This is a genomic window from Planktothrix serta PCC 8927 (assembly GCF_900010725.2).
GTDB classification, from domain to species: Bacteria; Cyanobacteriota; Cyanobacteriia; order Cyanobacteriales; family Microcoleaceae; genus Planktothrix; species Planktothrix serta.
Genome location: NZ_LR734870.1, coordinates 1 through 26,951, shown reverse-complemented (window position 1 = coordinate 26,951; position 26,951 = coordinate 1). Strand labels below are relative to the sequence as shown.

The following is a 26,951-nucleotide window of genomic DNA, read 5'->3' as shown; positions in this document are numbered from 1 at the left end:
CGTAGGGGCGGGGTTCCCCCCATCCGTGTCAACTTAAGCCGAAAACTCGTGATTACAGCCGAGATCAGATCCCCCCTAACCCCCCTTAAGAAGGGGGGGATCAAAGTCCCCCTTTTTAAGGGGGGGATCAAAGTCCCCCTTTTTAAGGGGGGGATCAAAGTCCCCCTTTTTAAGGGGGATTTAGGGGGATCTAGGACGCTTAAAAAAATCAACGAACTTTCGGTTTTCTAGCTTACTTTTAGCGTTAAGTTGACACTCCTTGGGGGTTCCCCCGCCCGTACCAGTCAACACCTCAACAGTCAAAAACTGTGAATTCAAGCCTTGAAGCCTTAATTAAGTCGGCAGAATCTGACCTAGATCTGGGAAATGTTCGGGAAGCTCATGGGACAATTTCACAAATTTTCGCCATCGATCCCTATTGTGCGAAAGCTTATAAAATATTAGGGGATCTCTACGAAGTTCAACGACTATTTCCAGAGGCGATTTCTGCCTACCAAAAGGCGATTAAACTAGAACCCAATTTTGTTGAAGGTTATGCCTATTTAGCTCAGGTTTATCGCAATACGGGCGAATTTGATCAAGCCTTCTTCTGTTATAAAAAAGCACTAACTCTGTGCCCAGATTGGACAGAGTTATATTTTCAATTAGGTCAAGCTTATTTGTGGAGTGGGGATGTTCCGAAAGCGATTCGATGCTATCAAAAAACATTACAACAAAACCCCGATCATATTTATGCCTATTTTGCCTTAGCAATGGCTTATGGACAATTAGGAGAAACGGAACGAGCCATAGCGCTATATCAACGAATTATTGCTCTGAAACCAGATTTTGCTAACGCTTATAATAATTTAGGCTGTTTATTATTTAATCAAAATGATTATGCAGAAGCGTTAGAGGCGTGGCAAAAAGCCCTGATCTATAATAATGATCAAGAAAATAATAGTTTAATTTATAATAATATTGGTAAAGTTCTGGCTGCCCAAGGTCAAATTCAAAAAGCCATTGAAGCGTATCATAAAGCCCTAGAACTTAAGGCTGATTTTGCTCTTGCTTATACTAATTTAGGAAAACTTTGTCAACAACAAAACCAACACGCGATCGCAGTTTCTTGTTTTGAAAAAGTCATTGAATTAGACCCGGATTATTTATTGGCTTACACCGATTGTGGAGCGTCCTTGCTGAGTTTAGGACGAATTGATGCAGCTTTACGTTGTTTTAAACAGGTTATTGCTCTCGAACCTAAGTTTGTGGAAGGGTATTGTCAGGGAGTGCAGAAACATTCGGGTTATGATGAATTATCCCTAGCAAAAATAGCTTGTGCTGATTTTCTCACGGCTCTACAGTGGGGCGGGGAGGGTTTCACAGCAGTCTATGAATATCTCTATCAAACCTATCTGCATCTGGGAAATACCTTAGCAATTTATGGCAAATATGACCAAGCGGTAGGTTACTACCAAAAAGCGACACAAATTAACCCCCAGTCGGTAGATATTTACCTAAAATTGGGCAATTGTTTGTTCAAAAATCAACAATTCAATGCGGCTTTAACGGTTTATCAAATTGCTCGAATATTACTCAAAAAACAGGAGTCGAGTTTTTCCCCGATGCAGTTGCTAGAAGTCGATTTACAATTGGGGAGAATTCTGGAAAAACAGGGATGTTGGGAGTCGGCGGCGGACTACTACAGTAAGGTTTTGCAGATGCAGCAGCAGGAGGGGTTTAAGTCTTTAATTCCTAACTCCCCCTCAACTTTAACGTTACTGAAAGATTGGGCTAATTCTCAACAGATTGAATCGAGTAATATTCCCCAAGGCGTTTGTGATTCAACCCTGACATGGCTGAGAAATCAGAATTTACAGGATAGTCATTATTATTCTCTCAACTCAGAACTTGACACCCAACACCCGACACTCGACACCCCTGTTCCGAGTGAATGCGGGGGGTTAGACTGCGAACCTTGTCTTAAACGTGTATTTCAATCTTTTCAGTGGCAAAATTTAGGACATGGAATTCAAAAGTGTTCAATTTCAAAGCATAACGTCCCTTCAATACCTCTATTTGTGGCGGTAATTCCTAATGGACGAGCCTGGATTGTTCCGCAAGAGAATTATTGGATGGTTTGTAAAGCGATCGCGATTATTACACCGGATAACCAACTATTAGCGGATGTTTCGCGGGAATATCCCGCACCGCTTCCGGGTTGTCCCAGTTATGATCCCCAAAAGCATCAAGTCTTTCAACAAGAATATTTACCCCCCCTCCAGCACATTGAGGGACGGGTGGCGGTATTGTCGGGGTTGTCGGGAAATGTCTATTTTCATTGGATGGTAGATGTTTTACCGCGACTGGAATTATTGCGTCAAAGTGGGATTGATTTCGATCAAATAGATTGGTTTTTAGTGAATAGTCAACAAGCGTCCTTTCAACGGGAAACCCTAACTCGTCTAGGAATTCAGGAGTTTAAAATCCTTGAAAGTGATCAATTTCCCCATATCCAAGCCCAACAGTTGATTGTTCCCTCATACCCTGGATATATGGGATGGTTACAACCTTGGGCGATTGATACTTTACGCCGTTGGTTTCTGCATTTGGGTCAAAATCAGGGGGTAAATTATCCAGAACGGATTTATATTAGTCGGGGGGATGCTCGCTATCGACGAATTTTAAATGAAGACGAGGTGATTGAAACCTTACATCCCTGGGGGTTTGTGGTCGTACAACTGGAGTCTCTATCTTTTTCCCAACAAGTGGCTCTCTTTGCTCAAGCTAAGGTGATTATGGGAGCCCATGGAAGCGGTTTAACCAATATTATATTTTGTCAACCGGGAACCCAAGTGATTGAGTGGGTGTCTCCTCACTATAATCGTCATTATTATTGGGTGATTAGTCAATATTTGGGATTAGACCATTATTCTTTAACTGGAGAAGGGTTTTCTTGCTATCCTCTGCGGGGGTTGATGTATCAAAATTCCTTGACAGAGGATATTTGGATCAATCTCGTTTCTTTAAAACGGTTATTAGAACTGCTGAATTAATTATTAATATTAAATTAGATGGAAGGTTTAGAAACACGAAGACACGAAGACACGAAGAAGTGAGGATCTGGACAGACTGGGTGTAAATTTTCGTGCCTTTGTGCCTTCGGGGTTCAATTAGTGATAAAATATCAATTGTCTGAACTGAAACCTACTATGTTACCTAACGAAATCGCTGCCCGCAGTGTACAGTTTCTTCATCAACAAACAGAAATCTATTTTAATCAAGGACAATTTGAGGATGCAATCAAGGCTTGTAACCAGTTGTTGCAAATTCAGTCTGATTATGCACCCGGTTGTAAACTGATGGCGGATATATTACAACGCCAAGGGAAACCCCAAGAGGCGCAACACTGGTATACCCGGACGTTGGAAATTCAACCCAATTGGGCAGAAGTTCATGCTAATGTGGGGAGTCTGTACGCTAAAGCGCAACAATGGCAACAGGCGATCGCTTGTTATCAAAAAGCTGTGATGCTAAAACCGGATTTCGCAGGGGCCTATCGCAATTTGGCGAGAGTTTGGACACAACTCAACGAACCACAGGAATCAGCAAAAGCATTATATCAGGCCTTGAGGTTAGAACCCAATAAAGCAACAGCAGAAGAACATTTAAACTTAGGTCATCAGTTAGCACAGCAAGGGGAAGTCCAAGCAGCAGAAGCCTGTTATCGCAGGGCTATTCAACTCAATCCTAATTTAACAGCAGCCCATCAAGGTTTGGCAACCCTCCTCAAAGAACAGGGGAAGGCGCAGGAAGCAACACAGGTTTACCGCAAAGCGATTGAGATCAATACTCCTCTCGCACCTTCGGATACCTTAGCCGCCGCCACAGCAACAAGAACAACGGTGAATGTTGAGCTTTCTCCTCAAGATACCTTGGCCGGGGCGACTCAACAGCCAACGGTGAATAATGGGATAACACCCCCGATGAATCATCCCAGTAATCCCCAAACTTATTTAAAACAAGCTCAGGCCTATTGTGCTTTGAAAGAATGGGATCAAGCGATCGCAGCCTGTCAAAAAGCGTTACGATTAAAACCTGATTTAGCAGAAGCTTATAAAATTCAAGGCAATGCTTTACAAATTTTAGGGGAAATGTCGGCGGCAGTTCGCTGTTATTCAAAGGCGTTAGAAATTCAGCCCCAATATCCCGAAGTTTATGCAAATTTAGGCAGTTTATATGCTCAAGAAGAACGGTTAGAAAAAGCTGCCTCCTATTATCAACAAGCTGTTAATTTAAAGCCGGATTTTGCTGGGGTTTATCGCAATTTTGCTAAGGTTTTAACCCAAATGGGGCAGTTAGATCAAGCCTCTCAATGTTTGGAAAAAGCCTATAGTTTAGAACCAGAAAAAGCTACAGCCGAAGAACATTTTAATTTAGGAAATACCCGCTTTAAACAAGGTCGATTAGATGAGGCGATCGGCGCTTATCAACAGGCGTTACAATTAAATCCTGAGTTGGCAGGAGCTTATTATCAGTTAGGGCAATTATATTATAGAAAAGGGGAACTAGAAGGGGCGATTCATGCTTACCAAAAAGCCTTAGAATTAGAACCCTCCCGATTAGAATTTTATTATGGGTTTGCCGATTTCTTTAGTCATCAAGAACGTTGGGATGAGGCGATCAGGGTTTATAACCAAATTTTGGGGTTAGATGCTAATCAAGCCGTTGCCTATTACAAAGTTGGGGAGATTTTTAATCGTCAGTGGCGGTTAGATGAAGCGGTTAACCTGTATCAAAAATCAATTGCTTTAAATCCTAAATTGGTGTCTTCCTATTATGGATTAGGCAAAGTTTTAGTTAAACAAGAAAATTGGCAAGATGCTGTTAAAGTCTTGCGTCAAGCAGTACAGATGAATCCCAGTGGAGATGCAGAAGCCTATAAAGGTTTAGGGGATGCACTGGCAAAAGTTGGGGAAGCGCAAGCCGCAATTCCCGCCTATCAAAAATCTGCCGAACTTGATGGAAATAATGCCGAAGTTTATCAAAAATTAGGGGATTTACTCCGAGATCAAGAACAGTTTGAACAGGCAATTATTGCTTATCAGCGTTCAATTGAACTTAATCCGAGTGTATTTTGGACACATAATAATTTAGCGGATATTTTGTTTAAACAACAACGCTGGGAAGAGGCGGTTTCTGCTTATCAAAATGCGATCGCATTGGATTCAACCTATTCTTGGTCACACAATAGTTTAGCCGAGGCTTTAGTTCAATTAGAACGCTGGGAAGAGGCAATTCCTGCTTATCAAAATGCGATTAAACATAATCCTCAATTCCCTTGGTCTTACTATAATTTAGGAGAAGTTTTAACTCAATTAGAAAATTGGGAAGAAGCAGTTGTAGCCTATCGGGGTGCGATTAAAGTTCAATCTGATTTACCGAATATTCAAGAAAAACTCGCCGATGCGTTGAGAAATCGAGCTAAATTGGATTTACAGGAATCCTTAAATTATTATTATCAAGTGATTCAAGAAAACCCTGATCATGTTGCAGCTTATCATAAAGCAATTGAGATTAAACCCGATGATCCCCAATTGTATATTCAGTTAGCCAATACTTTAGTGAATCATAATCATTTGGATGGTGCGATTGTATTCTATCAAATGGCATTGGATTTAGAACCGGAGCATCCCGAAGTGATTGCAAAATTAGAGGGAATTGTGGAAAAAAAAAAGCTAGGTTAACGCCCTACTTTTCCGTCTCTCAATCTCAATCTGAGTATGAACAACTCTATCAGGCGTGGCTAAAATACAACACAACCCGTAGTGAGCCCTTCAGGGATCATAGCCCTAAAGGGCTCACTACACCCCTGATTAGTATTATTATGCCTGTTTATAATACCCCTGAAACGTTTCTCCGCGAAGCGATTCAATCGGTGTTAGATCAGGTTTATACGAATTGGGAATTGTGTATTGCGGATGACGCTTCAACTGCTTCTCATGTTAGACAGATATTAGAAGAATATCAACAGCAAGATAGCCGAATTAAAGTCATTTTTAGAACTAAAAACGGTCATATTTCTGCAACTTCTAATTCTGCTTTAGAGTTAGCAACGGGAGAATTTATCGGGTTATTAGATCATGATGATGTGTTAACTCCCGATGCCTTATATGAAGTCGTGAGTTTATTAAATCAACATCCGACTGCGGATATGATTTATTCCGATGAAGATAAACTCAATGAAAAAGGCGAATTAACAGGTCATTTCTTTAAACCAGATTGGTGTCCTGATTCCTTTTTATCTCGGATGTATACCTGTCATTTCGGAGTTTATCGCCGGGAAATTATTAATCAAATTGGAGGTTTTAGAACCGGATATGAAGGCAGTCAAGATTATGATTTAGTCTTGAGATTTACTGAAAAAACCGATAATATTTTTCATATTCCTAAAATCCTCTATCACTGGCGCATTCATAGCAGTTCTGCCGCCGGAGGAACTGAGGCGAAACCCTACGCTTATGAAGCCGCTAAACGGGCGTTACAAGATGCAATTGACCGCAGAAAAGAACCGGGAATTGTTAAAGATGTTCCGATTTATTTAGGACACTATCAAATCCGCTATAAAATTTTAGATTACAAGCGGGTGAGTATTATTATTCCAACTAAAGATTTAGGAAAAATCTTAAATCGCTGTTTGGAATCTATCTTTACTCTTAGCATTTATCCTGATTATGAAGTGATTGTGATTGATAATGGCAGTACAGAAGCAGAAACTCAGGAAATTTTAGCAAAATGGCAAGAAAAAGAACCCACTCGGTTTAGATATTATCCTTTAGATATTCCTTTCAATTTTTCTAAGATTAATAACTACGCCGTTAGCAAAGCCACTGGGGATTATTTGCTATTCTTAAATAATGATACCGAAGTCATTCATCCTGATTGGATTGATGCCATGGTAGAACAAGCCCAACGGCCTTCTATTGGTGCTGTGGGTGCGTTATTACGGTATCCTGATAAAATCGTTCAACACGCTGGCGTTGTGGTGGGAATTGGTCATTTTGCCGCCCATAGTCACCGCCTGGCATCGGAAACAGACCCCGGATATTATGGTCAAATTATTTCTATTAGTAATTATTCGGCGGTGACAGCAGCTTGTTTGATGTGTCGGCGAGAAATATTTACACAAGTGGGGGGATTTGATGAACAGTTAGCAGTGGCTTATAATGATGTTGATTTCTGCTTAAAAATCGTTGAACAAGGCTATCGGAATATTTATTTACCTCACGTTGTTTTATATCATTATGAATCCAAGAGTCGAGGTTATGATACAACACCGGATAAGTTACAACGATTTATGCAGGAAGTGGCGATTACACGACAAAGATGGCAACGTTATGTTGATCACGATCCCTGTTATAATCCTAATTTAACGTTGTCTGCATCGGATTATAGTTTAAGGCAATTTGCTGAAGTAGAAATTTTTGATGTTTTCATAGAATTTGATGATAGAGTATTACAGGATTGTGCGATAGATCAACCTGAAATTAAAACTTATTGGGGAATTAGCCAAATTACTTTTAAAGGTTGGGTACTGGGGAAACAGCAGAAAATAACTGCTGTTCAAATTATAGGAAATCACGGTCAAGTTATTAAGGAAATTCCTGCTAACTTCACCCGTCCTGATGTTCGCTTACTACATCCTGAAAACCCAAATTCAGAGTTTTGTGGATTTTGTGAAACGATTGAACTCAGAAATTTGTCTGGACAAACAGAATTGTTATTCCAAGCTGTTCTAAATAACGAAACTTATGCTAAATTTGGACAGGTTAAGCTAAAAATCAACCCTTAAATGTAGGGTGCGTAAGCGAAAGCGCACGCACCAAAACAGGTTTAACAGATCATCTAATAAATTAGTTAATTCACATTAGGAATATTCAGGAAATATCAACAATGCTATCTAAATCTAACACATTGAAAACCGCTACAAATTTACTAGAAGAAGCGAATCAACTGAAACAATCAGGTCAGTTACAAGCTGCGATTATGGCTTATCGTCAGGCTGCACAATTAAACCCTAAGTTTCATTGGATTTACCATAATTTAGGGGAAGCGTTAGCTGAAAATAATCAACTATTAGAAGCAATACAAGCGTTTCAGCGTGCTATTGAATTAAATTCTGATTCAGCTTGGTCACAATACCAATTAGCAGAAGTTTTATTAAAATTGGGGAATTTACCCGATGCAATTAAGGTGTTTAAAAAGGCGATAGATATTAATCCCAATGCTACGGAATTTTATAATAGTTTAGGGAAAGCTCTATTTAAAAAAGGAGAATTAGATCAAGCAATTAGTTACTATCAAAAAGCTCTGGAACTTAACTCAGAAGATGCGATCGCTTATCAATATTTAGGAGAAGCCTTAGCTCAACGGGGTCAACTGGATGAAGCAATAGATTATTGTCGAAAAGCGATTGATCTCAATCCCAATTTAGGAGATGCTTATCAAATATTAGGCAAAGTATTAGTTCAGAAAGGTTTGTTTAATGAAGCTCTAAATATATTATTAGAAGCCCAGGAATTTAACCCTAAGTCGCCAGAAATATATCATGTGCTAGGAGATATTTATGTTTATTTTAAACAGTGGAATCAAGCTATTGACGCTTATTCCCAAGCGATTCAAATTAAACCCAATACAGCGATATTTTATCACGGTTTAGGGAATGTTTTTGCTCAACTCAATCAATGGGAAGATGCCGTTTCTGCTTATTCTCAAGCTATTGTATTAAATCCTGAATCAGCAGATTGTCATCAGAGTTTTGCTGAAGTTTTAGCCAAATTAGAACGATGGGATGCTGCGATCGTTTCCTATTCAAAAGCTTTAGAATTAAATCCTAATTTAACAGATATTTACTCTCGATTAGCAGATGCTTTAAAAGACCGAGGAACCCCCGCAGATTTGGAAAAAGCAAATCAATATTATAAAAAGTCTATTGAATCTAATAGTGGGGATATAGAAGCCTATCAAACCTTGTTAAAATCTCAGCCGGATAACTTAGATTTATGTTGGGAATACGCTAATTTATTATGGAGTAAAAATCAGCGTGAACAAGCTCTGATTTATTATAAAAAAGTCAAAGATGCTGAACCCCAAGACTTTGAACTATTGCTAAAGTTGGGAGAAGCATTTGTCAGGATGAGTGAGTTTGAAGATGCGATCGCTATTTACAATAAAGCTTTAGAAATTAACCCAAATTCATCGGATATTTACCATCACTTAGGAGAACCTTTAGAAAAAATAGGTGAAATGGAAGCAGCAGCAAAAAGCTACCAAAAAGCGATTGAATTAAACCCTGACTTTTTTGGTTCCTATCACAATTTAGGGGATATTCGACAACGCCAAAAGAAATTTGAACAAGCGGTTTTATCTTATAAAAAAGCTATTGAATTAAATCCTAGTTTTTACTGGTCTTATCATAATTTAGCTGATACTTTAGAAAAACAAGGTAATGCAGAAGAAGCGATCGCAACTTACCGCAAATGCTTAGAAATCAACCCTCATTTTGGTTGGTCACACTGTAACTTAGCAACCGCTTTAGCTAAACAAGGTAAAATAGAAGATTCTCTACATCATTATCGACGTGCATCCGAACTTGATCCCGCATTAGGAATTGATTTCAATGGTTTAAAAAAAGCACTTTTAGATCAAATTCTAGTTGAAGATTATATGTATAAACTCTGGAGAGACAAGAACTTTCCTAGAGCAGCAGATTTAATCAAAATGGCAGAAACAATGGAATTATTCAGCTATAAACCCGTATTCAGCGTGATTATGCCTGTTTATAATACCCCAGAAGAATTTCTCCGAGACGCCATAGAATCTGTGATTAATCAAATTTATCCCTACTGGGAATTTTGTATTGCTGATGATGCTTCTCCCTCTCCCCACGTTAAGAAAATTTTAGAAGAATATAAAGCCAAAGATTCCCGAATAAAAGTCATTTATAGAACTAAAAATGGTCATATTTCTGAATCCTCTAACTCCGCTTTAGAATTGGCAACAGGAGAATTTATTACGTTGCTGGATCATGATGATTTAATTACTCCCGATGGGTTATATGAAGTTGCTTTATTATTAAATCGAAATCCTGATTTAGATATGATTTATTCCGATGAAGATAAAATTAGTCCCAATGGTAACTTAGTTAATCCTTACTTTAAACCAGAATGGTGCCCTGAATCCTTTTTGTCTCGGATGTATACCTGCCATTTAGGAACTTACCGACGTTCTATTATAGAAGAAATTGGAGGTTTCAGAATCGGATATGAAGGCGCTCAAGATTATGATTTAGTCTTGAGATTTACCGAAAAAACCCAAAAAATTGCTCATATTTCCAAAGTTTTATATCACTGGCGAATGCACTCGGGTTCAACAGCAGGGGGAAGTGAAGCAAAACCCTATGCTTATATAGCCTCAGAAAAAGCTATTCAGGATGCGTTAAATAGACGGGGAGAGTGTGGAATAGTAACAGGAGTTCCGGGATTTTTAGGACATCATTTAGTCCGGTATGAAATTACCGATTATAAGAAGGTTAGCATCATTATTCCAACAAGAGATTTAGGGGAAGTTTTAGACCGATGTTTAGAGTCTATTTTTACTCTAACAACCTACCCCAACTATGAAGTCATTATCATTGATAATGGTAGCGTTCAAGACTATACCTTTAAAGTATTTTCTAAGTGGAGTTCTCAGGAACCCTCACGGTTTAAATGTTATCGATTAGATATTCCCTTCAACTTCTCCACAATTAATAATTATGGAGTCAGTCAAGCAACGGGAGATTATCTGCTATTCTTAAATAACGATACCGAAGTAATTAATCCTGACTGGATGAATGCGATGGTAGAACAAGTTCAACGTCCTCAAATTGGTGCGGTAGGAGTGTTATTATTATTCCCAGATAATACGATTCAACACGCTGGCGTTGTCATGGGATTAGGGGGCGTTGCCGGGCATGGATATTATGCCATGTCTTCTGATATCCCCGGATATTTTGGCAATGTTATTGGGTTTAATAATGTTTCTGCGGTTACCGGAGCTTGTTTGATGTGTCGGCGAGAAGTATTTGAACAAATAGGGGGTTTTGATGAACAGTTGACGGTCGCTTATAATGATGTAGACTTGTGTTTAAAAATGTTAGATCAAGGCTATCGTAACTTGTATTTACCTCACGTTACCCTTTATCACCATGAATCAAAAAGTCGAGGTTATGAAGATACACCCGAAAAGAAAGAACGTCTAAAGCGAGAATCAAATATTATTGAAGGACGTTGGCAAAAGTATATTGATAATGATCCTTGTTATAGTCCTCACTTGACAAGAGTTTGTCAGAACTTTAGTATTAAAGTGCAGGATAATTAGTTATGTTATTATTCACTAGCGGAATTTTTGTCTAGTAATAGATAGTAACAGTTATGATTCTCACCTGAAAATTTTTTGAATATCCAGGAAATCCACTTATGATTGCAGAAGACGACAAGATAATTGTAGCAATAGATGAGTCTTGGTCAAATGATTACTCTATTACTATTAGAGGCTGGCTAATTTCTAAAAAAGGAGCATTAGAAAAAGTAGAAATTTCTGTAGGTGGGAATAGAGTCCCGATTACTGCATGGTATCCTCGTCCTGATGTAACTGCTATTTATCCCCAGTATCAAACTCGGAATTGTGGTTTTGTAGTTCATCTCCCTCGTTTAAGCCAACATCAAGTCACGTTTAATACTCACAGTCAAGGTGAAACTTATCAAAAAACACTTGTTTTTGACGGGTCGTTGCCTCTGCCTCCTATAGACTATATTGATGCTGGTAGTTTATTTAATGATTTTATTAATTTAGTTAACCAAAATCATCTTAATGTTTTAGAAATTGGTTCCCGCATTGTTTCTCCTGGAAGTGCCAGCAAGCGACCTTTATTTCCTGATTCTAAATCTTATACTGGGTTTGACTATTATCCAGACTCTAATACGGATGTTGTTGGAGATGCTCATAAACTTTCTCAATACTTTGGGAATCAAAAATTTGATGCAATTTTTTCTATCTCTGTCTTTGAACATTTAGCAATGCCTTGGATCGTTGCTAGAGAAATTAGTAAAATTATTGAAGTCGGTGGTATTATTTACCATAGTAGTCATTTTGCTTGGCCTAGCCATGAAAAACCTTGGGACTTTTGGCGTTTTTCTGATGAAGGTTTAAGGGTACTATTTTCTCCAGCTTTAGGATTTGAGATTATTAAATCCGGTCTTTTTGCGCCTTTGCGCCTTCATTTGGATCAGGTTAATTCACCCCAAGAATTACTGGCAACACAACCGGGTTTTGGAGGAGTTGCTATTTTAGCTAAAAAAGTTGGGGAAGTAAATTATGATAAATTCAGATGGGATGTGACCTTAGATGATGTGTTAGAGTCTGAAAGTTATTATCCTAAGCCACAATAATCACCACATTCTGTAGATATTGTTAATACGAAAAATACTTGCAATTCGGTTAAAAAGTGCAAATATTTTTCTATTTATAAAAGTTTTACAGTTGATTAATTGTCTCTAATACAGGTGTTAAAAGAACTGTTAGGCTTTTTAATTTATCTTGAGTGGTATGAAGTTCTGACTGAGTTTTAGCAAGCTCTTTTTGAACAGCTTCTAACTCTTTTTGTTGGTGTAATTCAGTCGCAACAGATTCTCCAGGTTTAGTTGTTGAGTTTTGGTGCAGTTGCAGATGAGCTTCTTCTAACTCTGCTAAAACTTCATCGAATTGAGATTGCGATCGCTCTAATTCTTCTTTGATGTTATGTAATTCAGATTGGGTTTTTGCTAATTCCTGTTGGGTTTTTAATTCAGCATGGTTGTCTTCTAATTCTTGATACTTATCTTTCCAAATTTCTGTATTTTCCCAGTAGGTTTGAGTCGCAAAGTGTCCTAAGTGATGAGGAACTTCTTGATTAGGTTTTGGCCCATGAAAATGAATCATTTTTGCATCACAATTAAGTGACCAATAGGATTTCCAGTTCATTCCCACATCTAACCGATCCCATTTACCCGTAAAAAATAGGTTATATGCACCTTGATCATAAGCCAACTGCATAATTTTATCTAAATTTCCATCAATAAAGGTGTTAAATTCCTGGTTAATTTTTTGCAGGTTTTTGATATTCATATATAACACCCCACTGTTCAAATAACTCCAATCATTGGGATCATGTTCTGGAGTAGCCGCAATATATTGGCAAGTTATTCCTTGTAAATAGTCAACAACATCATTTAAAAACATCACATCACAATCCGTATAAAGAACATACTCATCATCCATCTGATACTGTTCCATAATTGTCGGAATTTCAATTCTTAGAAAAGCACCCGATGCAACATTTAAAGACCAAGAAAAGTCAGACTTCAATTTTTCATAATGAGGAATTCGGTGATGAATAATAGTGACACCTTGATTCCGCATCCACTCTGTTACTTCATTCTCTTGACCATCATAAATACAGAAAGGTTCAAGGGAAGTATATTGTCGTGCTGTGTAAACAGCCACTTTCAACATTTGAGCATAAGCAGCAAAATATGGGCTTTCATCATTAATGGCAAAAAACCATTTCATTTTGGACTGCTGGGGAAAATAAGGATGATATAAACTCGCTTTTTTCCAGAGGGATTTATATAACCTGATTTGTGATTGCTCTAGCTCAATTTTAAGCTGACTAACTTGAGACTGTAAACCCCATTTTTCAGTTAGAATTTGAGCAGTTGGTAACTGACTCATCTTAGATTGTAATGCTTGCTTTAAGGGAGCAACAAAACGCTGAATTGTTAAATCTTGAATATCATTTCGATTCAAATCTTCTAAACCTTCCAAACTTTTTTGCCAGGGGAAAAAGGCATCTCCTCGCATTGCTTTTTGGATCATGTCTGCCTGAGAACGAGTGCAATAGTGGTTAATCCGTAGCTTCTGCACAGAAACCTCAGCCGTCATAGAACTTAAAAGCGGTTGTTGGTTTTCCGTTACACCATAGGTTTGTGGATTGATGGGAGGGAAAAAATGAGGACAAGTAGGAGGAAGCACCAGATCAGGATGAACAATGCTTTTAATCAGTTTATTATCTTTAAAATCATCAGTTCCTCGCATTGTAAAGTTTTCAATTTGTAACCCATCGGGCCGGGTCAGATGACCTGATGTGCCAAAATAAAGCATATTCACTCCCACTGCGGGCACTTCACTTAACTCTTTTAAGACATCTCTTAAATTCCGATGTTCAGTGGGATATAAAAATTCATCTAGATCAATGAATGCAATCCATTGGGATTCAAAGCAATAGGTTTCTAAACAATGTTCATAAGCTAATGTTTGTTGTCCAGGGCTAAACGGCCAATTGTGTAAAATTACTTGGCCAGATTTAATATAGGGTTCTATGATATCTAGGGTTTCATCAGTGCTGTTATTGTTGTAGAGATAAAATCGTTCCACCCCAACCAGTTTATGAAACTCCAACCATTCCATCAGATAGGGAGCTTCATTTTTCATGATCGCGCAAATACTAAGTTCACATTGTTTTCGGGGTTTGCGGTTAGCAACTGAAACTACAGACCATTTTTGTTCTGTAGGTTGAAAGTGAATAACACCTAATTTCACACAGGTTTGATCAGCTAAAACAACTTGAATCTGAATTTCTGAACTAGATTGTGTTTCAGGAACTTTAATTAAAGCTGCATAACCACTTTCGAGTGAAAAAGAAGCATCTGGGTAAGATTGAGCAACATCTGTACGAATGTCACCCACAGGAATTTGACGAATCACCTGACCCTGGTGAATCAATTCAACAACCACTGCTTGTGACTGTTTTCCAATCACCCAACCACCAATTAAAACTTGGCTAACCACTAATTTGCCAACAGCAGGAGCATCAATATGATGTCCCCAGAGTAATTCCGAATTCTCTGACTCAACTGAGTTGACTTGGAGTAAGGGGTGAGACGGATGATTTTCTGTATGATCAGGATGCTCACGTAATAAAGGTTCGCTATTCCAGGGATCAAAAGGAATCATTTTTTTCTGGTGCAAGTGAGGACGGAAGAAAAACTTACAGCGTTCATTTAGCATGGCTGCTGCAAATGAAAAGGTACTGTTTGAAATTGCTAAAACATCACATTGACTCAAAATATAAAAATCTGGATAGAAAGGAGCTTGAGGTAAATCAATTCCTAAATCATGGATGGTAATCGGGTTATAGTCCGAGAAATCATCAATCACCATTTCTACTTCATCACTGGCAATAAATAGCACAGGTTCATCTAAAGTTTCCCAAAAGCCTTTAAGCCAGTCCTGATACCATTGAGTGGGAACAACGGTTAAATAAGGGACGACACTACTGACAACCTGATAATCTCCACGCCGTAAATGAATTCCCACCACAGTTTTTCCTTTCAAACGCAAGCAATGAACGGCTTCTTGAAGTAAACTTTCAAGAGCGGGTACAGGTTTAAACAAAGAACAAAAATACTCTTTGTGTCGAGCATGGTATTGGGTATGGAATTGAAAATATCCCTGAAAATCCACATTTTTAAATGGATTTTTTGCATTCAAAATTGTTGATTCTGAAAGTTTGTAAGGTTGTTGCTGTTCTTGAATTTGAGGTAAAGGATTCAACATTAAAGGATCATTGTGACCAAATAAATATTGACCAATCCATGCGGGCGTTTCTACTCGTAAATTATGCTCAAGAGCGTATAGTTTTAAGAAAGCATATTGAAAGATTTGATTTCCTAAACGCCCAAAACTAGCTTCTCCTAATAGGGATGCTGTGATCACAGGTTTTTTGATATAGAGAGCATCTCCCCAGTCAGGATGATGAGGTGTGATGGTTGCAATTCGTTCAAAGCCATATTGATCTAAAAATTCATCTAAATCATCAATTAATGCACAGCCTTCATAGAGTTCTTTGTAATTGACTTCTGTATTAATTACATCTACATATCGCAACCAATTTTTTGCACCTTGCAAAGCCAACAATTCCGCTCCTTGAATATCAATATTAAGCAGATTGAAGTCAACAGGGTTGAGTCCTAATTCAGATAGTAATGTATCCAAAGTTCGAGATTCTACATTAACTTGATGAGTTTCTACTATCTGTGGATAAATATCTTGATGATGTTTTAAGGGTAAAATCGAACTACTTTGGTCAAAGGAAGTAACTCGTAAATTAATTCTCCCGTTTTCATTAGTAATGGCATAATTCACCGCTTGTACATTCTCAAATTCAGCAACTTTTTGCTGTAAACGCTCGAATACAGTTGGGTTAGCTTCAATGAATAAAACTTTTGGGACTCCCATCGCTTGATAGGATTGCAATTCTGACCCTTCATGCGCTCCAATATGAATAACGCCACGAGGGACAATATTATGTTTCTGACAAAGTTTTTGTAAATCTAACATTCCATTCTGTCCTTGATAAGCAGGACAGTGAAATCGTTCATTCACTGCTAAAAAGTTGCTAAATGCAAAGGTTTCATGCTCAGAATTAAACTCAGGGATATATTCTAATTGGTTGGGTTTAATCTTAAAGATTGAATATCGAAACTGTTGTAAATATTCAAAAACTTGTTTGAGGGTAATATTCGCATCAATATAAGTTCCCCCATATTCAAATTGAATATAATCAATTCTATTTGCTTTGAGTAATACTTCAGCACCCAATAAAACATCTAATTCTCCCCCCTCAACATCAATTTTTAGGTAATTGATTCGTTCAATCGCTTGGCGTTGGCAATATTGATCAAGGGTAGTAGTTAAAATTGTAAATGCTTCCGGTGTTTGAAGTCCCTCTTGTTCAACGGCGACTCGGCGGTATAAGGTGCTTAAAACGGGTAAAGAACCATAACGATAAAATGTTTGGACTCCTTCTTGACAACCTACCCCCATATTTTGGGGGACTAATTGAGTATCAGGAGATGAAAATTGATGCAGATTTTGCAGCAGTTTATGATACGCAATCGGATTGGGTTCAAATAAATGAATTTCTAAATTCGAGGCTGTTTTGACAACTTCTTTCGTCCAGTCCCCAATATAAGCACCGACATCAAAAATAACTTGGTGATCGGATATATACCGATGAATAATTTCAATTTCACCACTGGCTACCATTTCTGGGTTTGCGCTTGTGACCGGAGCTTGATGTCCTATTGGAGGTTGCTGATCATATTTTGCATAAATATCACCCCATAATAGAGAATTATTACATTCTAAAATTGCTGTCAATAACCCTTCAGCACTTACCCACTCTGTCAGAGTTAATTTTTGTTCTTCCCCTGTAGCGAAGTTAAACTGTTTATATCCCAATTGCTCTAAATGATCTACACAGCGTTTGGCTTCATCCAAAAATTCAGCCGTAAATTCAAAACACAAATAAGCAATGGGTTGAGATAAACCTTGCAAAACCGGATACTCAAATCCCTCAACATCAATTTTACAGAAATGAGGTTTGCCCCATTGTTGGATCATTGCATCTAGGGTTGCGACTTCTACTAAAATTGTATTGTCCCAGTTAACATGGGAAAATCGTCCTGTTTTCCAGTGTTCAGCAAACGTTGATAAAACATTGGAATTATCACAGATAGATAACTGCATTTCTCCCTGTTTTTCTGCTAAACCTTTGTTAAGGATAATAACATCAGGATGGTCTTGATATTTTTGATTGAGAATTTCGACACAATAAGGTTGAGGTTCAAAACAGACAACCTTAGCCCCCCTCTCCAAATAGGCATCTATTTTTTGACCAATATTTGCTCCAACATCAAAAACTAAGTTACCACTTTCTACAAATTGGCTAATCAAATCTGTTGTTATCATTCGCTTTTTTCTCCTGATATTATCTAAAAAATAAGTATTTTAAATTAAGATAGTAGACACCTATTTTTCTAATCATTTACACTTAAGAGTAGCTTGAAAACAAGCTAATTTAGCCAACCTGTTGCTAAAGTTGCACAGACAATATAGCAATTTTTTACAGATTTATGGTATAAAAAATTTAGCTTGTTAAAATTAAGAACATGAATGCTTCTCCTGCCGTGGTTTCCAAAACAACCTCCAACGATTATTTCACTAAAGGCAATATATATCAACAACTTAATCAACTTAATCAATCTTTAACTGCCTACCGCCAAGCCATCATTGAAAAACCCAATTTTTCCTGGTATCACCATAACTTAGGGGAAACCCTGGCTCAACTGGGTCAGGTTGAGGAGGCGATCGCAAGTTTCCAAAAGGCCTGCGAATTGAACCCTAACTCGGCTTGGTCTTACTATAACCTGGGAGAACTCTTAGAGCAACAGGGGAGACTCCCCGAAGCAACAGAAGCCTATCGTCGGGCGGTGGAACTCAATCCTGACTTTTATGAGTTTCAGCAGAGTCTAGGAAAACTGCTCTGTCAACAAGGACATTTTTCGGAGGCCATCAGTTCCCTAGAAACAGCAATTGAACTCGAACCCGATGCGAGCTCCTGTTATCAATATTTGTGGGAAGCTTTTGCTCAACAAGGACGGAGAACCGAAGGGATTGCTTATTTGCATAAAGCAGTTGTACTGACTCCTAACAATGGAGAACTGCATCAGCAGTTGGGAGAAGCGTTAAAGGCCAATAATCAAATTCAGGAGGCGATCGCTGCTTACCAAAATGTAATTCAGATTAACCCTAAATCCGCTTGGAGTTATTATCAGTTAGGGATGATTTTCCGAGATCAAGGTCAATATCAGCAGGCGATCGCCTACTACCGCCAAGCCACCGAACATGACCCCAACTCCGCGATTTATTATCATTTTCTGGGACATACCTTATCCCTAACACATCAGTGGGAAGAGGCGATCGCAGCTTATAAGAAAGCTTTAGAACTAGCTCCCACCTCAGCGATTATTTATCAACATTTGGGGGATGGGTTATCGACGTTACAACATTGGGAACAAGCGGCTACGGCTTATCGGAAATCCGTAGATTTAGAACCTAATTCCCTGGAAGCTCAGGATCATTTGGGGTTTGCTCTGGCTCAACTGGAACGTTGGGATGATGCGATTTTAGCCTATCGTCGAGCATTAGATATCAGTTTGTCTGATGTGGTGTATGGGCATTTAGGAGATGCACTAGAACAGCGTTCTCACGTTCAACCCCTAGAACGAGATGCTCATGCTGATCTTGAAGAAGCGGTGAGTTGTTATCGTAAAGCTATTGAGTTAAATCCCAACTCAGAGGCTATTTACTCGCAGTTAAATCATGCTTTAGCTCAACTTAACCAGACTGACGGTTAGGGAGATCAGAAACCGGGTTTCTCAACAGATTTTGATAAGATGCAATTCACCTAAATTAGAAACCCGGTTTCTTGGTTTCTTGAGTTGGGGTTAGAAACCCGGTTTCTTGAGTTTAGGCTAGTTTATTCTGATTCGGTTTCGGTCTCTTTGGTTTTTGTCCCAACAGTTTGCAACTTGTCCAACTGTTTCTCCATTGTTCGATCCGGTTGCAGAAAATTATCGGTTGGGGTTAAGGAAACACCTTTTTTCGCAGTCATTTGTCGCATTAACTGTTTCCACTCATCAGAATTAGTTAAACTGTGGGAATCTAGTTCCACTCCTTGAGCTAAGGACAATTTAGAAAAACTTTCTAACCAGGTTAGGACGGTTTCGCTAGGAGAGGTTTTGGTTAACTTCAAGGCTTTTTGTAAGTGCGCTTTCATCTGAGACAGTTTACCATTGCGATAAGCATTCCACGCATCCCAAATTAGGAGATTGTAGTCCATATCGCTGTGTTTTTGGGGATCATCAGTGAGGGTTTGCTCCAGCCGTTGCCGTTCTTGAATTTGCTCGATTTGTAACTGAGATTGGGAAAGTTCTACTTGAAGTTGATGGAGTTGAGACTGCGATCGCTTTAATTCCGTTTGCAGTTGATTAACTTGGGCTTGTTTTTGTTTTAATTCTCGTTTAGTTTGATTGACATTAGATGTGGGGTCTGTAAGTTCTAAAAGTTGAGAATGATATAAGTCTAACTCGCTTTGCACTTGATAAAACTGAGAATTAGATCGTTTTAAATCTCGTTTTAACTGTTTAACTTGATGGTTTGCTTGTTGCAAATTATCTTGTTCTTGTTTTAGGTTATTTGCGGTTTTTTCTAATTCTTCTAAACTTTGATGCAATTGAATCTGAAACCTTTGTTCACGTTTTTTTGTTTGTTGTAACTGCATTCTTAATTGGCTTAAAGCCACCTCATTTTCATAGAGTTGAGATTGAGAATTTTCCCAATCTTGACGGTGAAGTTCGTAGTATTCCAATTCTTCCTGCGTTTGATGTAACTGAGATTGATATCGTTGCACATCCCACTGAATTTTCTGAAGTTGAACCTTATTTTCTTCCAACTCATGGCACTGAAACTGATAACGCTGGGCTTCCCATTGAGCTTGATAAAGTTGTGTCTTAGTTTTCTCTAGCTCCGAATTAGTCTGGTTCAATTGATCGCGATTTTGACACAATTGTTTTTGAGAGATTTCTAAGACTGACTCAGTTTTTTGCAATTGTTCTTGAGATTGTTCTAAAACAGTTTCTGTTTCATGTAACTGAGTTTGAGATTGCTCTAATAGAGATTCCGCCGTTTTCAACTGAATTTTTGTTTGTTCTAATTCAGCTTGAATTGCTTTTGCTTCTTGTAATTCAGCTTTTTCTTCTTGCAATTGAGCTTTCAGTAATTTATTGTCTTGTTCTAATCGGCGTAAATTAGCCCAATCTTGAAAAACCCAAGTTTTATAAAGAGTGGGTTTTAATAATTCTTGCCAAGAAAAGTCCGGTGTTTGTTCAGGATGCCATCCTCTTCCTTCGAGTTCTTGATAAAGTTCTATCGCTTCAGGAAAATAATAGTCAATCAAACTAGGGTGCTGGCTATCCGATGAAATTCCTGTTTTCAAAAGAGATGGATCGTAAGCTGTGGGAGCCGGATAACTTAAATTAACATTAAATTTTTGATTAATTGTATCAATATAGGCTGTTTGGTATTTGACCAGGGTTTGAATATTCACCAATAGACAACGATGTTGCTCCTGATTATAAAAATTGATGACTTTTTGATTATAATGCTGCCAATACTTAATGGCTAATTCGGGTTGACTTTGAAAAATTTCATCCTGTCTCCGATACAAAGAGTCGGCGACTTCCCAAGGAGAACGATAGATTAATAAAAATTTAGCTTCCGGTAACAATTTTGCCCAAAATTCTAAAAATAAGGTAGTTCGAGGTTCTTTCCATCCCCAAACAGAACTGATAGAGTTGCGTTCAATTAGTTCTTTAGCTCGATCAATTAAGGGTTCATCAACCTGTAGATTTTCCTGAAGTGTCCATCCATCAATATTAACACCGACAGAACGAAACGCATCTAAATGAAATTCAAAAAAATCTAGGTTTTCAAAATGTCCTTTTGCATTAAACTCGGTAGATTCCATTAAGCGGCGACCTATATGAACCCCCGCACTCTGAAGAATAGATGCTGCTAAGGATGTTCCTGAACGGTGCATTCCGGTGATAATGAAAACGGTTTGTTCGCTGTTGGATTTTTGCATAATTTTTGAATACTATGTCAATTAAATAATTTTAGTATAAAGGGGTTGTCTGTTTTACCAAATTTCTCGAATATTATCGAGAACCTCTAAAAAGGCTTGACGCTCTTTGAGAAGATTATGTTCATTGGCAGTTTGTTTGGCATGGGTTAATATTTCCTGAACTTGAGATTGAGAATATTGTAACGCTTGTTGGATCGCATTCAATAGACTTTCTACCCGATAGTGAGGACGGAAACAATTATACCCTGAAATGCAGAAAGAACGATTGCCAATACAGTCTGGACAAATTACCAGTGTTCCTACCGCCATTCCTTCTAAAGCAGGAAGATAAAACCCCTCTCCTTCTTTTTGATTCGGAAGAAATACCGTTATTCTAGCACGATTTAACTTGTCTAAATATTCTGTTCTCGTAAGTTGTGCTGTTAGTAGTTCTACTTTCTTTCCTATTTTTTCTAATTCTATTTTTAAGGTCTGTCCTAGTTCAGGTTCTTTTAAAGCTGCAATTAAAATATGATCATCCTTTTGTTCCCAATCTAACGATTCAGGAATTTGAGTCCGATCTAAGCCACAGGGAATGACTAATAATTCTCCATTCACTTTAGCTTGGATTTCTAAATATTGTTTGATTTCGGGACTAACGCAAATCCGAATTGCTTTATATTGCAAAAATGGATAACGAGGATTATCAGGATAGGCGTGTCTAACGCTCTGAATTAGATTAATAATAGGAATAGGTGAATTGTGTTTATAGCGTTCATCTAGTAACTGCCAATCTAACCCTTCCATAAATATTAGATCTGGATACTCTAAGGGTTGAGATAAGATAAAACTTTGCTCAAGGTTTAACCAAGGATTATTTTTATCCCAACTACTTTGAGGTGTAAAATAAATAGAGGGAGAATAATTCTGTGAAAATGTGACATGATTAAAATAATCCCAAACTTTTAAATGTCCCCCTGTGAACCCCCCATAATCTCGGTAAAATAAAATTGACTGACGAGAGGGTTTAGTCAGGGCGGGGGACGAAAAGGGTAGAGTTGATTGAGATTGACAGGATTCTATCTCAGATTGAATTTCCTGTAACCAGGACTGCGATCGCTCTAGTTGGTCTCGAATTTTTTGTAATTGGGAAGAAGACAATGGCATAAATTCGGTGTAAAATTTAAAATAGGTAGACCTGGGTGAAAACTCAATTGGAACAATCAAGTAGTGATTAACTTATTAATCTCTAACTCTTTTGCTCCTGTTTTCAGCTTTCCTAAAATATCCCTGAGCCTTTAATTAAATCATAGAACTTATTGAGAATTTTGGTATGAGTGTTAGCTATTTTGAGACCGCCAATCAACTGTTAAGAAGAAACCAGTTTGAAAATGCCATCGAAAGTTACCAGAAAGCGATTGAGGAAAATCCGACGTCGGCTTGGTCTTACTATAACTTAGGGGAAGCTCTCGTCAACACCGGAAGTATTGAACAAGCGATCGCCGCTTACCAAAAAGCTGTTGATCTCAACTCTAATTCCCCTTGGTTTCATGATCGCTTAGGGAGTGTCAAACTGCAAGCGGGACATTCAAAGGAAGCGATTCGTTGCTTTCAAAAAGCGATTGCTCTTGATGCCAGTTTTTATGAATTTTACATGAATTTGGGCATCGCTCTGACTCAAGATGGTAATATTCCCGAAGCGATTTCCTCCTTTCACAAGGCGTTAGAACTTCAACCCAAGGATGGGGAAATCTATTACCATCTTGGACAGGCTTTCACACAACAGCACCAAGCAGAAGAAGCGATCGCTGCTTACCATCAAGCCTTACAAATTAACCCCTATTGGTCAGAATGTTATTTGGAATTAGCCAAACTTCAAGAGCAATTGGGTCAAACTGATCAAGCCGTCAACAATTATCGTCGGGCTTGTCAATTGAATCCTAATTTAATCGAAGCTTACCAGAATTTGCGAGAAATCTTAGAACAGCAGGAACAATGGCAGGAAATTATCAACCTCTCTCGTCGATGTTGTCAAGTTAATGCTAATTCGGCGGAAGCTTATTATCATTTAGGAACAGCATTAATTCATCAACAAGAATGGGAAGAAGCTGTCATCGCTTTACGTCGAGTTTGTGAACTCCATCCTAATTTTGTAGAGGCTTATGAACAGTTAGGAAAAGCTTTAGCTAAACAAAATGAATGGGAAGAAGCTGTAACGGTTTATCGGCGTTGTATTGAACTTAATCCTGATTCTGTTGAATCTCAACGGGGTTTAGCTGAAGCATTGGTTCAAGTTTATAATTGGGAAGAAGCGATTACAGTTTATCGTCAAGCTTGTCATTTAGAACCTACCTCGGCTGAATTATATGATGAATTAGCACAGGCTTTAGCGCAATTTTATCAATGGGAAGAAGCGATCGCCACCTATCGCCAAGCCTTAGAACTAAATCCAGAAAATCCTAGTACAATTCAATTTCGCTTACAACAAATTTTAGACAAACAACGTCAATTTGAAGAAGCGATCGCTCAATATCGTCGTACCCAAGAGTTTATTCCTGCTTCCTTTGAATCTTATCAAAATTTAGGACAAACTCTCCGACAACAAGGTGACATTGAAAATGCAATTGTAGCTTTACGTCGAGCTTGTATTCTCAACCCTGGATCTCCGATTGCTTATCACCTGTTAGGTCATACCTTTGCGATGTTACAAAAGTGGGATGAAGCCATTAGTTGTTATCGGCGTGCTTGTGAAATTTATCCCCATTCTCCCGATATTCATTTACATTGGGGAGAAGCCTTAGAACAGAAGGAAAACTATCAAGATGCACTCGCTTATTTGCAAAAAGCTATTAACCTCAAACCAGATTTTGATTTAGCTTATGAAGCGATGGGTCGTGTGATTTCAAAAAAAAAAGGGAGTTAACTTAGATCCTCTATTTCGCTATCGGGAAATTCATAAAAATAGTCCTACCGATCCTGAGATTTATCAGGATCTAGGACAACAATTACATCGTCAAGGCTATTTAAAAGAAGCGATTAATTGTTATCAAAAAGGGATAGAATTGCAAGGAGAACCGATTCATTTATGGTTTTATCGCAATTTAGGAGAAGCGTTATTAGAACTCCAGCAATCTATGTAAAATCAAGGAACAATAGAATAGCCAACGAGTGAAAACACGCTCCCTGTCTTTGTGTCTTTGTGTCTTTGTGGTTAAATTAGGCTTGACCCTGATCACAGATCCCTATCGAGATTTACATAATTTTATTTTATGTTTAACAGGAATTGATTTTAAAATTTAAAAGATCAAGATTTTTTATTGAAAATTATTTTCAAAAAGTTGACAGTATCATCGGGGTTGTGGTAGACTAAAAAAAACATCACCCAAGGGGTTACTCTGTCTAAATGCAAAAATGGGGGCTATAAGCCTATAACTTGGTTAAATATTAAGCAAATTTAATAGTTTTTAGCCCTAATCAGGAGTAGGCGATGCACGAGTTTTTGGAACAGGAGAGAAAGCCGATATCGAGGGGATTGACAAAAATACACTTTTATGCAGTTCTTGATTTCAAGATTCTCAAATAATAATGATAACGGTCTAAGAATTTTGCTTCTTGCTGTTTGTCTCCACTATTAGAGATCAAACTTGCTAACCACAGGAAAGTTTGAGCATAGGCTTGGGACTCCAGGGGACGCATCCAAGGTTTAACGGTAGGGCGAGAAAAATAGTTGTGTAGAAGTTGTTCTGACTCGGCTGCCATTTGACTAATTATTTGAGGCGTTAACGGTTGGGTTTCCAAACAGCAAACCGTTGGCTGTTCCAAACAAACCGCCGCCGCCCCCCTTGAGGATAAATTTAGGAGTAAGTCAAGGGTAGCAGCCTGGGGCTGTAGGGGCGAGGTCGCCTCGCCCACAAAGATATTAAAACCACCATAACGCTGTAACCAACTGCGCCGAAATAAAATAGTGCTAGTTCGGATAAATTGCCACAGGGTTGGTAACATCCAAGCATGAACACCGTGCAACCCTTCCCGCCCTTGTAGAACCGACTGAAAGGCTTGAATATTAGTGGGTGGAGAGGTTTGCCAACAACTGTAAACTATTTCTAAAGAACCTGCTTTCTGTTCAAAGCAGGCGACCTGCTGGGCGAGTTTGTCCGGTAAAAAGACCTCCCCAGGGTGCAAAAAGGTGATAAATTCCCCTTGAGCGACATCCAGACCCCGATTCCAAGCCGCTACTATCCCTTGATCGGGTTGATGGATATAATAGATTAAGGGATATTTTGCTTGAAGTTGCGATCGCATTTCGTCGGTAGAACTATCATCAATTACGATAATTTCAAAGTCGGTAAAAGTTTGTTGGTAAACACTATCAATGGCTTGATTCTGTAGTAGAGACGTTGCCTGCAACGTCTCTACGTTGAGGTTAGGAATAATCACACTAACTCTAGGAGTGTGGTTAGAAGATAGGGGAGTTAAGTAAACCGTTGCATCAGCACTATTTCCCGCCAAATGACCCTGGAGGAAGGTTTGATTTTGTTGTGCTTCTATTCCTTGAAAAGCTTCTAAACGCCGTCCTGACAGATGGTTATAATCGTGGTTTTGGTGAATAGCCGTAATTAATTGACTCCCATTAATTACCGGAATATTTTGTTTAAGAGCTTCCCCGACCATCCAGTTATCCCAGCCTGCTCGTCCAATAGCAAATTCGGGTAATTGGGAAAATAGGGGTTTGGGAAACACGAAATAATCTAACGCGCCGACTCCACTGAAAGTTCCCGCTTGATGAAGGCGATCGCGCAAATTTTGTTCCCAATTGGGATTATCATAGTTTAGGGGTTCAGTAATATCAATATTCCAACGTCTTCCTAGAATTAAAAATTGCGGGTATTGGCGGATAACTTGTTGAACTGTTGGCAGAAAATCACGGGTTAAAATAATATCCGAGTTAACATAAGTCAAAATCGGGTGAGTTGCTTGTTGGGATGCTTGGAAAAAAATACTATTTAACAGGGGAGTTCCTTGAGAATTAAGTTTCACGTCAGGAATATGGCGTAAACCAAACTCCCTAGCCGTTGCTTCTGTTCCCTGATCGTTTCCCAATAAGATGATTTCCGGTTGGGGTTGCAGGTGTAACCAACTTTGAATGGCATTGCGTTGAATCAGACCAATCTGACCTCGAAACGGTTTAGGAACTGCAAAAATCGTGATTGTTAACGAGGGTTGAATCTGGGGAGAAATTGATAAAGGGGTCGCTGTCACAATATATCCTCGCTAATCTTCAATGGTTTCTGCTATAGCGCTACGCGAAAGGGAACAGGGAACAGGGAACAGGGAACAGTAAGAAGTGAAAGGGTTTCAAGATTTA

The 26,951-nt window shown here is 38.5% G+C and carries 12 protein-coding genes; 8 read left to right on the top strand and 4 right to left on the bottom strand.

Annotated elements, in window-relative coordinates:
* The first annotated feature begins 308 nt into the window (after positions 1-308).
* The 5 genes from PL8927_RS12815 to PL8927_RS12795 all read left to right on the top strand — a co-directional run bounded on the left by PL8927_RS12815 (position 309) and on the right by PL8927_RS12795 (position 12,470).
* The gene (locus PL8927_RS12815; protein WP_083622027.1) at positions 309-3,035 is read left to right on the top strand and encodes a tetratricopeptide repeat protein; all 2,727 of its coding nucleotides are present in this window, start codon (positions 309-311) and stop codon (positions 3,033-3,035) included.
* Positions 3,036-3,191: 156 nt separating this feature from the next.
* A complete protein-coding gene (locus tag PL8927_RS12810) occupies positions 3,192-5,726 on the top strand; it encodes a tetratricopeptide repeat protein (protein WP_083622025.1) in 2,535 nt (844 codons plus the stop codon).
* A gap of 140 nt (positions 5,727-5,866) precedes the next feature.
* Complete coding sequence (locus PL8927_RS12805; RefSeq protein ID WP_083622023.1) at positions 5,867-7,831, top strand: glycosyltransferase family 2 protein; 1,965 nt, start codon at positions 5,867-5,869, stop codon at positions 7,829-7,831.
* Positions 7,832-7,932: 101 nt separating this feature from the next.
* On the top strand, positions 7,933-11,400 hold the full coding sequence (locus tag PL8927_RS12800; RefSeq protein ID WP_083622021.1) for a tetratricopeptide repeat protein: 3,468 nt from the start codon (positions 7,933-7,935) through the stop codon (positions 11,398-11,400).
* Between the two features lie 98 nt (positions 11,401-11,498).
* Complete coding sequence (locus tag PL8927_RS12795; protein ID WP_083622019.1) at positions 11,499-12,470, top strand: methyltransferase domain-containing protein; 972 nt, start codon at positions 11,499-11,501, stop codon at positions 12,468-12,470.
* Positions 12,471-12,555: 85 nt separating this feature from the next.
* Here the strand turns inward: PL8927_RS12795 and PL8927_RS12790 are convergent, their stop codons facing one another.
* On the bottom strand, positions 12,556-17,871 hold the full coding sequence (locus PL8927_RS12790; RefSeq protein ID WP_083622016.1) for an FkbM family methyltransferase: 5,316 nt from the start codon (positions 17,869-17,871) through the stop codon (positions 12,556-12,558).
* Positions 17,872-18,071: 200 nt separating this feature from the next.
* Here PL8927_RS12790 and PL8927_RS12785 point away from each other — a divergent pair, with 200 nt between their 5' ends.
* Complete coding sequence (locus PL8927_RS12785; RefSeq protein WP_083622014.1) at positions 18,072-19,319, top strand: tetratricopeptide repeat protein; 1,248 nt, start codon at positions 18,072-18,074, stop codon at positions 19,317-19,319.
* Between the two features lie 122 nt (positions 19,320-19,441).
* On the opposite strand, the gene PL8927_RS12780 is transcribed toward PL8927_RS12785, so the two are convergent.
* The gene (locus PL8927_RS12780; RefSeq protein WP_083622011.1) at positions 19,442-21,607 is read right to left on the bottom strand and encodes a sulfotransferase; all 2,166 of its coding nucleotides are present in this window, start codon (positions 21,605-21,607) and stop codon (positions 19,442-19,444) included.
* A gap of 54 nt (positions 21,608-21,661) precedes the next feature.
* Complete coding sequence (locus PL8927_RS12775) at positions 21,662-22,753, bottom strand: glycosyltransferase (protein ID WP_083622207.1); 1,092 nt, start codon at positions 22,751-22,753, stop codon at positions 21,662-21,664.
* A gap of 166 nt (positions 22,754-22,919) precedes the next feature.
* Here PL8927_RS12775 and PL8927_RS12770 point away from each other — a divergent pair, with 166 nt between their 5' ends.
* A complete protein-coding gene (locus PL8927_RS12770) occupies positions 22,920-24,509 on the top strand; it encodes a tetratricopeptide repeat protein (protein WP_083622008.1) in 1,590 nt (529 codons plus the stop codon).
* A 28-nt stretch (positions 24,510-24,537) separates the two neighbouring features.
* On the top strand, positions 24,538-24,726 hold the full coding sequence (locus tag PL8927_RS28845; RefSeq protein ID WP_156093189.1) for a tetratricopeptide repeat protein: 189 nt from the start codon (positions 24,538-24,540) through the stop codon (positions 24,724-24,726).
* A 409-nt stretch (positions 24,727-25,135) separates the two neighbouring features.
* Here PL8927_RS28845 and PL8927_RS12760 read toward each other — a convergent pair whose 3' ends face one another.
* Positions 25,136-26,845, bottom strand: coding sequence for a glycosyltransferase family 2 protein (locus tag PL8927_RS12760; protein WP_083622006.1), 1,710 nt, complete (start codon positions 26,843-26,845; stop codon positions 25,136-25,138).
* Between the last annotated feature and the right edge of the window lie 106 nt (positions 26,846-26,951).